This window comes from Pseudoalteromonas sp. S2721 (assembly GCF_005887425.1).
GTDB classification, from domain to species: Bacteria; Pseudomonadota; Gammaproteobacteria; order Enterobacterales; family Alteromonadaceae; genus Pseudoalteromonas; species Pseudoalteromonas simplex.
Genome location: NZ_PNCZ01000019.1, coordinates 35144 through 49853 on the forward strand (window position 1 = coordinate 35144; position 14710 = coordinate 49853).

Annotated in this window: 16 protein-coding genes; 9 read left to right on the top strand and 7 right to left on the bottom strand. The window is 40.1% G+C overall.

Annotated elements, in window-relative coordinates; genetic code table 11:
- Positions 1 to 35 precede the first annotated feature (35 nt).
- The 3 genes from CWC02_RS08995 to CWC02_RS09005 all read right to left on the bottom strand — a co-directional run bounded on the left by CWC02_RS08995 (position 36) and on the right by CWC02_RS09005 (position 3688).
- The gene (locus CWC02_RS08995; protein WP_138617778.1) at positions 36 to 2291 is read right to left on the bottom strand and encodes an aminotransferase class V-fold PLP-dependent enzyme; all 2256 of its coding nucleotides are present in this window, start codon (positions 2289 to 2291) and stop codon (positions 36 to 38) included.
- A gap of 118 nt (positions 2292 to 2409) precedes the next feature.
- On the bottom strand, positions 2410 to 3477 hold the full coding sequence (locus CWC02_RS09000; RefSeq protein WP_054553734.1) for an AI-2E family transporter: 1068 nt from the start codon (positions 3475 to 3477) through the stop codon (positions 2410 to 2412).
- Positions 3470 to 3688, bottom strand: a complete 219-nt coding sequence (locus tag CWC02_RS09005; RefSeq protein WP_054553735.1) for a sulfurtransferase TusA family protein — start codon at positions 3686 to 3688, stop codon at positions 3470 to 3472. The genes CWC02_RS09000 and CWC02_RS09005 overlap by 8 nt, the downstream gene beginning before the upstream one ends.
- 155 nt (positions 3689 to 3843) lie before the next feature.
- On the opposite strand from CWC02_RS09005, the gene CWC02_RS09010 reads away from it, so the two are divergent.
- Genes CWC02_RS09010 through CWC02_RS09030 form a run of 5 tightly spaced genes read left to right on the top strand, consistent with a single transcriptional unit; the run spans position 3844 to position 7379 of the window.
- Complete coding sequence (locus tag CWC02_RS09010) at positions 3844 to 4509, top strand: hypothetical protein (protein WP_054553736.1); 666 nt, start codon at positions 3844 to 3846, stop codon at positions 4507 to 4509.
- A gap of 1 nt (position 4510) precedes the next feature.
- Positions 4511 to 5971: a beta-barrel assembly-enhancing protease gene (bepA, locus tag CWC02_RS09015; protein WP_054553737.1), complete on the top strand. Its 1461-nt coding sequence runs from the start codon at positions 4511 to 4513 to the stop codon at positions 5969 to 5971.
- 54 nt (positions 5972 to 6025) lie between these two features.
- Positions 6026 to 6373 (top strand): arsenate reductase (glutaredoxin), encoded by a 348-nt coding sequence (gene arsC / locus CWC02_RS09020; RefSeq protein ID WP_054553738.1) that lies wholly within the window; start codon positions 6026 to 6028, stop codon positions 6371 to 6373.
- On the top strand, positions 6373 to 6927 hold the full coding sequence (gene wrbA / locus CWC02_RS09025; RefSeq protein ID WP_054553739.1) for an NAD(P)H:quinone oxidoreductase: 555 nt from the start codon (positions 6373 to 6375) through the stop codon (positions 6925 to 6927). Before arsC ends, wrbA begins: the two co-directional genes overlap by 1 nt.
- Complete coding sequence (locus CWC02_RS09030) at positions 6924 to 7379, top strand: DUF2069 domain-containing protein (RefSeq protein WP_054553740.1); 456 nt, start codon at positions 6924 to 6926, stop codon at positions 7377 to 7379. Before wrbA ends, CWC02_RS09030 begins: the two co-directional genes overlap by 4 nt.
- A gap of 84 nt (positions 7380 to 7463) precedes the next feature.
- On the opposite strand, the gene CWC02_RS09035 is transcribed toward CWC02_RS09030, so the two are convergent.
- Positions 7464 to 8801 (bottom strand): ankyrin repeat domain-containing protein, encoded by a 1338-nt coding sequence (locus tag CWC02_RS09035; RefSeq protein WP_138617780.1) that lies wholly within the window; start codon positions 8799 to 8801, stop codon positions 7464 to 7466.
- A 300-nt stretch (positions 8802 to 9101) separates the two neighbouring features.
- Complete coding sequence (locus CWC02_RS09040) at positions 9102 to 9695, bottom strand: MlaC/ttg2D family ABC transporter substrate-binding protein (protein WP_138600008.1); 594 nt, start codon at positions 9693 to 9695, stop codon at positions 9102 to 9104.
- A 234-nt stretch (positions 9696 to 9929) separates the two neighbouring features.
- Between CWC02_RS09040 and CWC02_RS09045 the strand changes: the two genes are divergently transcribed.
- Together CWC02_RS09045 and CWC02_RS09050 are read left to right on the top strand one after the other, a co-directional pair.
- Positions 9930 to 10466, top strand: coding sequence for an acyloxyacyl hydrolase (locus tag CWC02_RS09045; RefSeq protein ID WP_138617782.1), 537 nt, complete (start codon positions 9930 to 9932; stop codon positions 10464 to 10466).
- A gap of 39 nt (positions 10467 to 10505) precedes the next feature.
- Positions 10506 to 10652 carry a DUF2897 family protein gene (locus CWC02_RS09050; protein WP_082389286.1) on the top strand — a complete coding sequence of 49 codons (147 nt, stop codon included), beginning with the start codon at positions 10506 to 10508 and terminating at the stop codon, positions 10650 to 10652.
- 33 nt (positions 10653 to 10685) lie between these two features.
- On the opposite strand, the gene CWC02_RS09055 is transcribed toward CWC02_RS09050, so the two are convergent.
- Positions 10686 to 12053 carry a YjiH family protein gene (locus CWC02_RS09055; protein ID WP_138617783.1) on the bottom strand — a complete coding sequence of 456 codons (1368 nt, stop codon included), beginning with the start codon at positions 12051 to 12053 and terminating at the stop codon, positions 10686 to 10688.
- Between the two features lie 71 nt (positions 12054 to 12124).
- Complete coding sequence (gene bamC / locus CWC02_RS09060; protein ID WP_054553745.1) at positions 12125 to 13186, bottom strand: NlpB/DapX family lipoprotein; 1062 nt, start codon at positions 13184 to 13186, stop codon at positions 12125 to 12127.
- A gap of 368 nt (positions 13187 to 13554) precedes the next feature.
- Here bamC and CWC02_RS09070 point away from each other — a divergent pair, with 368 nt between their 5' ends.
- Together CWC02_RS09070 and bcp are read left to right on the top strand one after the other, a co-directional pair.
- Positions 13555 to 14088 carry a glycine cleavage system transcriptional repressor gene (locus tag CWC02_RS09070; RefSeq protein WP_138617785.1) on the top strand — a complete coding sequence of 178 codons (534 nt, stop codon included), beginning with the start codon at positions 13555 to 13557 and terminating at the stop codon, positions 14086 to 14088.
- Between the two features lie 10 nt (positions 14089 to 14098).
- A complete protein-coding gene (gene bcp / locus CWC02_RS09075) occupies positions 14099 to 14578 on the top strand; it encodes a thioredoxin-dependent thiol peroxidase (protein ID WP_138600011.1) in 480 nt (159 codons plus the stop codon).
- The last annotated feature ends 132 nt before the right edge of the window (positions 14579 to 14710 follow it).

The following is a 14710-nucleotide window of genomic DNA, read 5'->3' on the forward strand; positions in this document are numbered from 1 at the left end:
CGGCTTTTTTTAATTAAGCGAATTGGTATTGCTTGTTAAAGCAATGCTAAACCACCATTTAAGTTATAAACATTTTCAAACCCTAACTGCGACAAATTGTTAGCCGCTTGTTTTGAACGATTACCACTTCGGCAAACCAAAATGTAGCTATGGTCTTTCTTAAGCTGCCCTTGCACGATGGCGTTTGCCATGCGACTGAGTGGAATGTTAATCACTTTGCTCTCAGCAACAGTGAATAACTCTGCTAAATTATTCGCTCCATGCTCATACGGTTCACGTGTATCAATTAGGTAAGTTGCCTTATCATCTAACATTGATTTCGCATCGGTTGCGACTAGCTGTTTCATCGGCGCACTTTCAAGTGTTTCAACATAGCCACATAGAGAATGACTTACAGTATGCTTTTGCTCATCAGCTTGTTGCTTTAATTCAACAAACTCATCATCTGATACTAGCTCACTTAATAGTTGCGCAAGTAACGGAGTCGTTGCTTTTTGCGCATGCCAATCCATAGCAAAACACTGCTGATAATCATGACCAGAACAAATCACCGTTGAATCTTGTATTACCATAGCAAGCTGCTTTAAAGACTGAGCCATTTTCACAGCATCACCACCGCTAATTGCAGTGTTACCTAAGCCGCCTGGTAAGATTAAATCACCACAGAAGCAATAGCTGATGTCACCGCTTTGCGTATCTGATAATAAATAGCTAACACTATCGTCACTGTGACCTGGTGTTGCTACTTTAGTTAAGCGTGCATCGCTTAATTCGATGGTTGCTGAATCTTTTGGCCAGCCAAGTTCGTCTATCTCATTAGCAACATAACGTTCTGCGAGCTCTTTTGATAATAAACAACGAGCCGATAAACGTTCTTGATGGTTATGGGTATCGATAATCGCTTTTACTGTTAAACCTTGTGTCGCGACAAGTTTCGCCATACGTGGAATAAGCTCGATAATAGGATCAATCACCACTGCGTTTTTATCGCCGTCTACATAAAGCCAGCAGCACGCTGCTTGATGGCGAAGTTGTGTTAAGCCAATCGCACAAACTTCGTGTTGCGGCGATGTACTATCAGATACCACTAAGCAGTTTGCTTCTAGAATCGGCTTTAAAGAACGTATTTTGTCGCAAGCAAAATCAATCTCTTGTTGATTAACAGCTGGGCCAAACGACATACGTATCGCGTTTTCACTTTGCCAATCACTGGCTCCCATCGCGTCTAAAACAAAACTACGATTTGCACCTGAGCTGCATGCCGAGCCGCCACTTACACGGATACCCGCAGCATCAAATAAGTCCATCACTTCTTTACTGGTTAATTCGTTCACCGCAAAGTTCAACGTTGTTGGCACCGAATGCTCAAAACTGTGATTGAACGTAATGCTACCAAAGGTGTCTGTTAATGCAGCTAATAATTGCTCGCGAAAAGCATGTAGCTGCTCAATTGGCTTAAAAGTCTGGTTTTGTTTATCAAGCAATAACGAGAACAACTTATTCAAACCGGCAATGCCCGGTAAATTTTCGGTACCAGATCGCATACCACTTTCTTGGCCGCCGCCAGCAATAAATGGCGTGTATGCACTGCCTTTACGAATATAAAGTACACCAATGCCTTTAGGCGCATACAATTTATGACCAGAGAATGGGGCGTAATCAATGGTTGTTTGGCTTAGCGCCAAGTTGGTTTTGCCTAATGCTTGTACACAGTCAACCATCCAAGCCACATTATTGTTTTCACTACGAATAACTTGCTCAATAGTGGTTAAGTCTTGGAAAACACCGGTTTCGTTGTTTACTGCCATAGTACAAATCATCAGTGCATTCGCAGCATGTTTACGAATAAACTCATGATCTAAAATACCGTTTTTATCTACTGGAATAGCTAATACCTGCGCGTTGATATCAAGTACACTGTTCCAATGTTTTAGCGTATTTGGCACCGCTTTATGCTCTGTTGCCCCATAAAGTAATACCGGATTCTCGATTTGATGATTTTTTGCAGCAATAAGCGTTGAAACAACCGCCGTTTGAATACCTTCTGTTGCACCCGAGGTAAATAAAATATCGCCGTCGGTAGCGCCAATGACTTCACGTGCTTTGTTACGTGTTTGTTCTAATAAGTGTTTTGCTTGAATACCCGTAATATGAGAGCTTGATGGATTACCAAAACAGACTTGCATCGTGTGCGAAACCACATCGGCAATTTCAGGAAGTACAGGAGTCGTTGCATTCGCATCTAAATAAATTTGCTGATTAGCATCGTCAGGAAGGTAAAAATTTGCCATGAAAAACGCACCATATTACTAAAAGATATATCTTATAACCTATTTTACATTTTTCACGGCTAAATTATAATAATCAATTAGTCAGTAAAGTGCGTTTTCTATACTTTTTAAGACTAAGCTAATTTTCTATTAGCTCAACCTGCTTAGAAGACCAGGCATTGATAAGCGCTTTTACTAAAGAAGCCAGCGGTATTGCGAAAAACACGCCCCAAAAGCCCCATAAACCACCAAAAAACAATACCGCAACGATGATAAACACAGGGTTTAAATCTACCGCTTCAGAGAACAATAACGGCACTAACACATTGCCATCAAGTGCTTGGATCACGCCATAGATGATTAAAATAGTCCAAAATTGTGTTTCTAAACCAAACTGGAATAACGCCACTGCAGCGACAGGAATGGTCACCAATGCCGCCCCTACAAATGGAATAAGCACAGACAAGCCAACTAATACGCCGAGTAAAGCCGCATAGCGAAGGTCAAGCACTGCAAAAGCGATAAAAGATGCAGTACCAACAATTAAAATTTCAAATACCTTACCGCGAATATAATTCATGATTTGCTGATTCATTTCTTGCCAAACTTGAATGATCAAGCGACGTTGCTTAGGCAATAAACGCTCAGCACTTTGCGTGAGCTCTAATTTATCTTTAAGCATAAAGAACACTAAGAGCGGCACTAAAATAAGATAAATCAGCCAAGCTGCAACGTCTTTTATCGAAGTTAATGACACCGATAGCACCAACTGACCAAACTCAATAGCTTTGGTCTCAACACTGGTAACAATTGATTTAACCTGATCTTCAGTAATCAAACTTGGGTAATCTTCAGGAAGATGTAACAGCAGTGCTTTACCTTTTTCGATCATATAAGGCGTTTCTTGAACTAGATTGCTGGTTTGCTGCCAAAGCACAGGCCCCATGCCGACAATAATCATAATCATCAAGCCACTGAATACCAGCATAACTAGAATCGTTGCGGTAAACCGTTTCAAACCCAGCTTTTCTAAGTGAGCAACAGGCCAATCTAGTAAATAGGCAATTACCAAGGCAACTAAGACAGGCACGATTAACGAACCAAAAAAGTAGAAAAATGCAAAGGTTGCAATAAGCAATAACAACAAGGTTACTGAATGGGGATCAGAAAATTTATTTTCGTACCAGGCTTTTACATACTCAAACACGAATGGGCTCCACTGTTAGCACACCTAATTCTAGGTCAATTTTAAAATGGTAATGATGTTTTTCTAAAAATCGCTGCATATCGTCCGTTGCCTCAGCAGCATTAAATGTAAAAGTCACGGCTTGTTGAGCCGATACTGCCTTATTCAACCCTAATTTAAACTGAATAAATTGTTGAGGGCACTTATAGTCCCTTAAATCAACCGTTAACATAGCGAATCAACTGCGTTATTAATATGAATAATAAGTATAAGATGTAGGCACCTTGCTAAAATAAGTCTTTATAATGAGAAACAACTCATTTTTTTCTTAAAACACGCAAAACAATAGTTTATCCTTATTCAATAACTGGTAGTAAAGGAAACCTGATGCCTGGCTCGCATAATAAAGCGCAATTACCTGCGAATCCAACTCTTAAAGAGATAAACTGGTATAAAAAACAAATAAACTGGGGCGAGCTGCCGCCTTTTTATCATATGGTCGCATCATCGGTTAGCGAATCTGAAGGGATTTTAGACCACGGTTTTGATAATGCCGTTAAACAATTAATTGACCCACGCAACTGGAACCTTGATTTATTAGGTGGCCATGAAACCGACATGGGCGAAATTGTCTGTGAGCAAAAACCGCGCATTGCTTTGCATCAAAGCTTTACGGACCGAGGTTTCGAATTATGGGCCTACCCTTATGCAAAAGATGTGACGGTAGACCAATACATCAAAGACAACCGCTTTATGGAATTTAAGGTGTGGGATCCGCACACCATGAAAAACCTTATTCGTTTTAACCAGCTTCATAAATTCATCGCTTTTTACTTTGAAAGAGGTGACAAAGCTGACAAAGCCTTAATTCTGCATGCTCATAAAGTAGCGCATAAAATCATAACTTTTTTACAACGGGAGTTGAACGTTGTTAAGCTAGATGGAGTCACAATAAAAGATTTCTATCAATTGTGCGAAAAAGACAGCCGAGCATGCAGCGACGAAATAGATTTAGCAAAAGTCATGTTAGGTGAGCAAATCAACAAGGAATAAGATGCGACTAAAATTAGCCTTTATTACACTGTGTAGTGCATTACTGACATTTTCGATATTGCACAGTGAGCCGTTGAAGGCACAAACTAACTTTAAGCTGCCCGATTTAGGGACCTCGGCATTACAAGCCTTACCGATTGAAAAAGAACAAGCAATCGGTGAAGTGATGATGATGCAAATTCGTGGCTCATCACCCGTTGTCAATGACCCGGTTCTTGATGAGTATCTGACCACTTTGGGCCGCCGTTTAGTCGCAAACGCCAACGATGTTCGTTTTCCATTTTCTTTTTTCTGGGTTAATAACCCTGAAATCAACGCTTTTGCGTTCTATGGTGGTCATGTAGGTGTGCATACAGGGCTCATGGCACAAGCCGATAACGAAAGTCAATTTGCCTCAGTACTTGGGCACGAAATTGCCCACGTAACACAGCGCCATTTAGCGCGTCGTATTCAACAACAGCAAGATAACAGCGCGTTAACCATCGCTGGTATGATTGCTGGTATTTTAGCTACCGTTGTTGCACCTGATGCTGGTATTGCAATTATCTCAGCAAACCAGACACAAGCGGCGTTTAGTCAATTAACTCATAGTCGTGCTGCTGAACAAGAAGCAGACCGAATTGGCATGCAGACCTTAAATAATGCTGGGTTTGATCCTCGCCAATCGAGTGAATTTTTAACTAAACTTGCTGCACAAATTCGCTACAAATATAAGCCGCCCGCATTTTTGCTGACTCACCCATTGCCAGAAAGCCGTGTCTCTGATGTGCGCTTACGTGCCGAGCAGTATCCAAAAAGGCACTACTCCGATAGCCTAGAGTTTAACTTAGCTAAGAGCCGTGTTATTGCTCGTTATCATCAAAAAGCCAAAGCAGCTGAAGATTTGTTTCGTAAATTAATGCGTGAAAATACCGTTCATAACGACACTGCACTTAAATATGGTTTGGGTATTAGCTTGTTGGATCAAAAAAAGCTTGATGAAGCAGCCAGCATTTTGAACCCATTACTAGAGCAAGATCCAAAGAACTTATTTTATATAGACACACACACTGACTTACTCATTGCGCAAGGTAAAGCGAATGAAGCGGTGGAATTTTTAGCTAAGTTAGATATCGATAGACCTAACAATCAGGTAATTGCCTTAAACTATGCAAATGCTGCGATGGAAGCAAAACAATTTGACCTTGCTGAACGTATTTTAAAATCTTACTTGTTAGCAAAACCTGAGAACAACCTTGCCAAAGAGCTGATTGCTGATGTCTACAAAAAGCAAGAGAATATGGCTTCTTATCATGAAGCGCATGCCAATGTACTGGCCCAGTATGGTGCTTATTTAAAGGCAGCTGATGAAATTCAAAAAGCACTAAACTTTGTTGAGCCTGAAGAATTAGTTAAACAACAACGTTTAAAAGCCCTACTCACGCAATACCGTCAATTACAAAAAGAGCTTGCGAGACTTTAAGTCTCGCAGCGCTTGCCCTAAAATAAGCCAAATTATTAAATGTGAGAACACACCATGTCTGTGACTATTTATCATAATCCACGTTGTTCAAAATCGCGTGAAACACTTGCCCTATTAGAAAACAATAACGTACAACCAAGTGTTGTTGAATACCTAAAAACACCACTTAATGAGCAGCAAATTGCGACCTTAATTAGCCAATTGGGCTTTACTTCAGCGCGTGAATTAATGCGTACTAAAGAAGACATCTACAAAGAGCTTGAGCTTAAAAACGAGCAAAACGAAGACAAATTAATTGCTGCAATGGCTGCCAATCCAAAGCTAATCGAGCGCCCAATTGTTGAAAATAACGGCAAAGCTGCTCTAGGTCGTCCACCAGAAAACGTATTAAGCGTACTTTAATGACTACAAACATTGTTGTGCTATACCACTCAAGCCATGGCTCTGTAGAAGCAATGGCACATGAGATAGCCGAGTCGATTGAGCAACAAGGAGCAACTGCTTTATTGCGCACGTTTGTAAAGCGTCAGCCACACGATATTGTGATCAGCAAAGATGATCTAATTAATTGTGATGGCTTGGCCTTTGGCACCCCTACTCGATTTGGCATGATGGCCTCACAAGCAAAGAGCTTTTGGGAAACCACTAGTGATCTATGGCTTAAAGGTCAGCTAATAGATAAACCTGCTTGTGTATTTTCGTCATCGAGCAGTATGCACGGTGGTAACGAAGCTACCTTGTTGAATCTATCACTGCCGTTGTTACATCACGGCATGATGTTGCTTGGCGTGCCTTATGAGGTACCTGAGTTATTAGCAACTGAAACTGGCGGTACGCCATACGGTGCGACTCATGTGGCCGGTAGCAATAACAGCAATGTGTTAAGTAAAGACGAAATTAAAATTTGCCAAAGTGTTGGAAAACGCTTGGCACTGATTACGAGTAAATTACAATGAGCTTGGAACCAAAGCTAAATCAGCCTGTTGCCAAAAAGCCAATTACTAAACGATTCCAACGTTTTGCACTGATTGGTTATATCGGCTTATTAATTTTAATGCCAGTTTGGTTGTTTTTAATTGCCCCAAGAGAAGGCCACAGTAACGGCTTTATCTTTGTTGTTTATATACTCCCTCTTCTATTACCACTAAAAGGGATTATTCAAGATAAGCCTTATACCTACGCGTGGGCAAACTTTATCGTGATGTTCTATTTTATCCATGGTTTTACATTACTATGGGTCGCACAAGAACAGCTGATTTGGGTATTACTTGAGTTAATCTTTGCCAGTCTGATGTTTATTGGTTGCACTTATTATGCTCGCCATCGCGGGCAAGAGCTTGGCCTTAAGATACGTAAATTAAAAGAAGAGCTGGCCGAAGAAAAAGCGGCACATGAGCACGATAAATAAGCACTTTCGTTTAGCTTAAGTAAAACAAAAAACGGCAACCAAGGTTGCCGTTTTTTTATGTCACTTTATTTAGTTTTTATGCGTTCACACCAACTCTGCTAAGGTGGCTAGCGCGACAATACTTGCCAGACCCACTTGGCCAATTAAGCTAAATAGTGAAAACAGTCTTAAAATAAACAGCCCCCATGGATGACGAATATGCGGGTACAGCGCACAGCGTTTTAAACTTGTAGCAAAGAAAAAGCATAAGATAGAAACTAATGTAAAGCCCAGCGTTAACTCACTTTTAATAGCAATGCTATCGTCAAAAAAGAAGAACAACTGCACAGGTAGTAACACAGTTACAATCGCGTGGAGTAAGTGCACTTTTTTAACGCGATCAAACTGCCCTTCTGGCGAAAGCTCTTTAATACCAAAGTCATGCTCAAGGCATTTAACTAAGTTATCTGCTTTAATGCTTACAGCTAACCGGTAGCAACTTAGACCATCGTTGTTACGAACTCTAAAGTCATAGCCCGCTTTTAAAAGCAACACCAGTAAAGGTCCATTCTCGGCTAATACGGCGTAATGTAATGCTGTATTCCCTTTGTTGTCTTGGGCCTTCTTATCTTGATGTTCAAGTATTGTCTCAACCACATTCACATAGCCTTTTTCGGTTGCCCACATAAAGGCTGTTTTACCGTTTTCGTCAGCTAATGCACCTGTTGCGCCTTGCTCAATAAAACGCTTTGCCATGGTTTGTTTTGCATTTTCGTGGCTTAAATGAGCAAGTAAAGCTTGTTCAAGTAACGATGCGGAATCAACATCAGGTGATACAAGTTTTAGTAAGGTGAAGTAATCTTCACCGTGAGCAACTTTTTCAGCTGCAAGCGCCGTTAATGATTCAAGATCAGCCACTGAATCAGGGATAAAACCACTAAAGCGCTCTCTAAAGTCAACTTCGGTCCACAGTTCTAATACATCGTCCGCAGACATTTTTGCACCGTGATTAAGCACATGTTCTATCACAGTGAAATAGCGCCGATTAAATAACTGGTGAATCAAAGTTATAGGTGTTTTAACAGCCGATTGAGCAAATGCGCTAGCGTATTTCTCTAAGCGCTGGCATAACATTAAAACAAGACTCTCAGGGGTGTAGTCGTTTTCTAAAAAGTGCGCTTTCATAGCATTAATGTAATGCAGCGCAGCTTCATCAAATTCAGAGATGTGTTGGAAATAACACTCTTCAAACGGTTCAAGAGGAGTCAACCATGTAAGATAGTAAATAGGCGGAAGAACCGTCGTACACACACCGTCATCTTCATTAGTAGAACGACATGCCGGCCAAGCTTCTAAAGCGTCTAAAATATAAGCCCCGTTTTGCTCAGCTAATCCTTTGATCAGTAACGGGTATTCCTTTGGCCAAATCAGTACATTTTCCATTAAAAAAACACAACTCCGCTGCACATTATTCGATGTCTTATTAAGCAATTAGTTATAGCAAAATTTAACTGACAGTTTGCTTAATATTGCGACCAATAACACAGTATCTGATAGATACTCTGGTAAACAAGAAAAGTAGTATGATTCTACCACAGAGGGTTACAGGTGCTAGCGCAAAGTAGGTGATTTTTAAAGAAAATAGAAAAGCAGCGGCACATGGACGGTACTCACTGCTTGGTTGGAGACTGAAAGTAACTAAAAAGCCCGATGAGGTGAAGGTAATCGCGCTTTTTAGCTGACTTACTTACTTGCTAATTCATGTGTCACTTCATCAATGCCAACTTGGCTAATGCGCTGCAGCACTTCTTTTTGCTTTGCACTTAACAGTGAGATACCTTCAGCAACAATATCGTATACTTTCCACTGCTTGTCTTTGCCTTGGCGTAATTTAAAGTGCAAATCTATAGCTGGCGCATTGTCATCAACAATTTGTGTCTTAACAGTTGCATAACCGTCGTCGATGAGTTGTGATTGATCAAAAATTACTTTTTGGCCTGTGTATTTCATTAGCGCGCCAGCATAAGTCACTGTTAAGTAATGCTCAACCGCAGCAATAAAATCAACGGCTTGTTCACGGCGCAGACCTTTAATGTGCTTACCTAAAAGCTTATACGATACAAACTTAATATCCATATGTGGTAATAAGCGTTTTTCAACAATATTCGCCATTGCTTCTGAGCTTGCATCACCTTTCGCATTTACATTTGCGATATCAACAAATAAATCAGCAGTGACTGATTCTAATAATTGCTTAGGCGAGCGGTCTTCACTGGCAAAAGCAGATGCAGCAAAAAATGCTGCAATTAGCAAAAATGAGTTAACTAGTTTGGTCATCGTGTTCACCTCTAAACGAAAATTTTCGCTAATATACCGATATTAAATCCACAAAAAAAGAAACAATCTGACATTGTTTTAATGCCAATTAAGCACCAATCGATTTTTTCCATAGTTTTCAGCTAATTGCTAAAAAATATGAGAATGTGCACAGCTTCTGTGTTTTTTTGCACATTGAAAAGCCCCTAACACCGCCTTATTTACTTGCTCATCGACATAATGAGAAGTACCGAAATGAAATTTAAAAAGCCATTAAAAGCACTTATTTTGAGTGCAGCTGCTCTTTTAGCAGCACCAAGTTATTCAGCTTCAAATCATGGTTATGCCATTGATTACATTCAAGGTGAAGGTGATGTAAAAGGTCTAAAGCTGGCCTATCAGTACCATGTACCCAATGAAAAGTTGCCCTTGCAACACGCCCGCTTGTACTTCGAATCTAGTTTTAATATTTGGCAGTATGGCAAAGACAACAAACATCAAACTAATATCGTGTTAGCTATGTCTCCGGTGATCCAATACCCTTTGTTTAATGTGAAAAACATGCCTGTTTATGTGGAGTTTGGGATTGGCGTTTCACTGTTGGACGACACCCGTTTTGCAGGCAAAAACGTTAGTACTCACTATCAGTTTGAAGATAGATTGGGTCTAGTTGCAGATTTAGGTGACGACTCAACCTTAGCACTTAGATATTTACATTACTCAAATGCGGGTTTCAAGAGCCCTAACCCTGGCCTTGATTTTATTTCACTGTCTTATGCAAGACGATTTTAAGTGCTACTATATCGCTGTGTATATCGGCAGGATTTCAAGATGGAAACTTGGCAAATTATAGCCATTGTTGTTGCTGTGTTTGGTGTAGTAATTGGTAACCTTATGTTGCTAAAACATGCAGCAAAAATGGACTTCAAAGTGCCTAAAAGCGATGATAATGAAGATAAGAAAAGCCCTGATGAATAATCAGGGCTTTTCTATTTAATGCTTTAGCTAAGATTAAACTAACCAATGTGCCATTAAGACAATCACCGGTAATGTCACTAAAGTTCTTAAAATAAAGATGAAGAACAATTCGATAATATTAACCGGAATTTTACTACCTAAAAGCAGTGCTCCCACTTCCGACATATAAATCAATTGCGTCACACTCATTGCTGCGATAATAAACCGTGTTACATCACTTTCAATACTACCCGCTGCAAGAATTGACGGAATAAACATATCAGCAAATCCGACCATAATTGTTTGTGCTGCGGCCTCAGCTTCAGGTACTTGTAATAGCTCTAAAAATGGCACAAACGGCTTGCCCATATATTCAAAAATTGGCGTATATTCAGCAATAATCAAGGCAAATGTGCCCACAGCCATAACGACAGGTAACACAGCGAATACCATATCAAAGGCGTTATGTAGACCTTCTTTCACTGTACCAGCAAAACCCGGTGCAGTGCGTGCTTTGGCAAGCGCCACATCAAGTGAATGAGAGACTAATGTTTTACCTTCAGGCACTGATTCTGCGTCTTTATCTGGCTCTGAGCCATCAAAATATAGGTCTTTTTTGAAGCGTAATGGTGGTAAGCGAGGCACAATTAATGCCGCAACAAAACCCGCCAAACACACTGTTAAATAAAACGGTGCAAACAAGTGTTCAAGCTTTACTTGGCCAATAACAACTAAACAAAAGGTGATTGATACTGCAGAGAAAGTAGTACCAATAATGGCAGCTTCGCGTTGTGTATAATGTTTATCTTCATACTGACGAGCGGTCATCAAAATACCCACACTACCATCACCTAACCAAGATGCTACACAGTTAACCGCACTGCGACCTGGCACACCAAAAAGTGGACGCATCACTTTAGTTAATAAGGTACCGACTAGCTCTAACAAGCCGAAGTTTAATAATAACGGTAATAGTAAGCCCGCTAAAACAAACACAGAAAACAACACAGGCAACAAGTCGTTTAAAACCAGTGCACCGGTATTACCGGAAATAATCATTTCAGGCCCTTGTTTTGTGTAGGTCAAAACGATAAAAACCATACCCAGTAATCGAACACTCAGCCAAAGCCAACTAACATCAAATAAATGTTTAATTAAAAAGAACTTAAGTAATGGCTGGGGTTTAAACAACTTTATCACTAAAGATAAAATACCGGTAATGCAAACAATGCTCGTAATTAAACCAAGCGCGAAAGGAGCTATCCACGCCTGCACAGCTTTTGCCATAACAGCAATCGGAATGGTCATTGCCTCACCTATGGGTACCGGCGTCATAAACAAGAAGACACCTATAAGTGAGGGAACGAAAAAGGTAAACAAGGTTCGCAAGTCACTGCGATGGGCTGTGTTTAAGTTAGACATATTTTCAACCTGTAAAAACCACAAAAAGAGCGGCTAAGCTCTTTTTGTGGTGGTTTTAACTATTATAATTATTAAATATTAATACCGCGCTGACGCAGTGCATTCTCTAATGCTTGCTGGAGATCATTCATTGTTCCTGGCTCAAGAATTGTGCCTGCAGAATCCATCCACGTTAAGCTTGTGCCACCTTCTTTAGTGCGACTAACAAGAATTTGATATTGGCCATCTTCAATTGGTAGCTCAGCTAACTCTTCACCCCAAATTGAGTCCCATACGCTTGATTCTGGCTTTTTATAATCAGCCGTGATCAAGCCACGATCTTGGTCAATTTCTACAATAGTGAAAGATAAGCGCTCTAAGAAACCTGAAAAACGCTCAAACACAGCAAAGTAGTCCTGCTCAGTCACTAAAGCTGCATTCCCTTTGTCATCAAACCCCATCTCTAACGAGATAACACCTTGCTTTTTGCGCATTTCAACTTCAAGTTGACGATAGCGATAATCAAATTCAGCGACAACTTGGTTTAACGCACGCACTTCTAGCTGTTGCTGTAAAAGCGGTGTAAGTGGTTGACTATCGCTTTTATAATCTACTAACTTAGCATTTAATGACGCAGTACGTTGGTGCGATTTTTCTTCAATAGTAAATAAGAAACGTTGTTGTGATACTTCGGTTTCGCTTTCCCAAAACCAACCATCTTCTGGCTTTATAATTGTGTACCAATCTGTTTCAACACTTCCTAAAAGCTTATCTTCTTTTATTGCAGAAGTATTTTTTTCGTTCAACACGGCGTGGATCGAGTCCCAAATAAACTCGTCTAAATCAACAATACCGTCGTTTTTATCAAAATAAACACGCGCATCTTTGTCACCCTCTTCTACCCAACTACCTTGAGCAATGGTAATAACCTGTGCTGGCGGACGGTAATTTTTCGCTTCAGGGTTATTGTCGTATTGCGCAACGTCCATTTTATATGTCGGATCTTGAGCCGGTTGCGCTAAACCTTCAGGTGCTTTGACTGGTTGATTAGCACGATAATTGCGTTTGTGGTGCGCTTCGTCGGTAAATACACCGCACCCAGTTAAACTTACCACTACGCTTACAGCAAGCGCCTTTGAGATCCAATACTGCACAGATATTTCTCCTTAGCAAACCCTTAATTCTTTTAACAAATATATGAGTGGGTAATACCGATTTGGTTCACTGTAAAATCACTTTTAACTTTACATTTCTTGTTTTTATGCAAAAAACCCGAATAGATTGGGCTAGCGTAACGTGTTTGAATGCTTATCGCCTTGCAAAATTTTAACTATGGTACTTTCTGATGCCCCTAAAAACAAGAAAGAGCGCACTTTATTCACGGCTTAATTAATCGTCGCTATCGTTAACTAAGCAAATTATGTTAAACTTCGCCGCCGTGCGGTATTAAACTCACGTGAAATTAAAGCTTAATCAAGCTTATATCCATTGGTATTGTTAATTACTAGGTATTTAAAATTCCATGACTGCTTTTACAAATCATCAGATAGTACTCACTGCGATTGGCGAAGATAGACCCGGTATCGTCAGCGAATTAACTCAGTTAGTGAGTGATTGCCATTGCAATATAATTGACAGTCGCATTGCTATTTTGGGCAACGAGTTCACCTTTATCATGCTACTAGCAGGTGATATGTCGGCAATTAGCCGCATTGAACATACTTTGCCAACTAAAGGAATGGAGCTAGGCCTTTTAACCATGATGAAACGCACTGCAAGTCATGTTGCATGTGAATTTTGTGCCGGTTACACCCTCGAATACACAGGTATTGATACACCAGGAACATTAAGTAAAGTTACGCGCTTTTTTGCTGATAACAACATCAGCATTTGTTCTCTTAAATCAGACACTTATGATGAAGATAACGAGCTTAAAATGCGCTGTGAACTTGAGTTTAATATTCCTGTTGAAGTCGATATTGATAACTTTAAAGTGAGCTTTGAAGATCTTTCTCGTAGTTTGAACGTAGATTATATTTTCAGACGCATTCGCTAAGGAGCAAAGCATGAAAACAATTAATCCATTACAAGCAGGCGACACAGCCCCAGCTTTTAGTTTACAAAATCAAAATGACGAAACTATCGTACTCGCTGATCTTTTAAAAGAGCAGCAAGTGCTGGTTTATTTCTACCCTAAAGCATCAACACCAGGTTGCACTGTGCAAGCAGAAAACTTACGTAATGAAAAAGCTGAGCTAGCTAAATTAAATACACGTGTTGTAGGTATCAGCCCAGATCCAATCAAGCGTTTAAAGAATTTTGAAACCAAAAAAGAGCTTAACTTTGATTTATTAGCCGACGAAGATCACGCGATTGCTGATGCCTTTGGTATTTGGGGTTACAAGAAGTTTATGGGTAAAGAATACGAAGGAATTCATCGTATTAGCTTCCTTGTAGGCCAAGACGGTAAAATCAAACATGTGTTTGATAAGTTCAAAACCAAAGACCATCATCAGGTGGTGTTGGACTATTTAGCGCAGAATTGATAGTTACGAGTTACAAGAACATAGTATAAAAGCGTTGCCATGGTGCAACGCTTTTTTGTTTTTAACTGGAAATATTAAACCCCGTGTCTACTTTATCGGGGTCAGATCACAGGTCGCTAATAAGTACGGTAT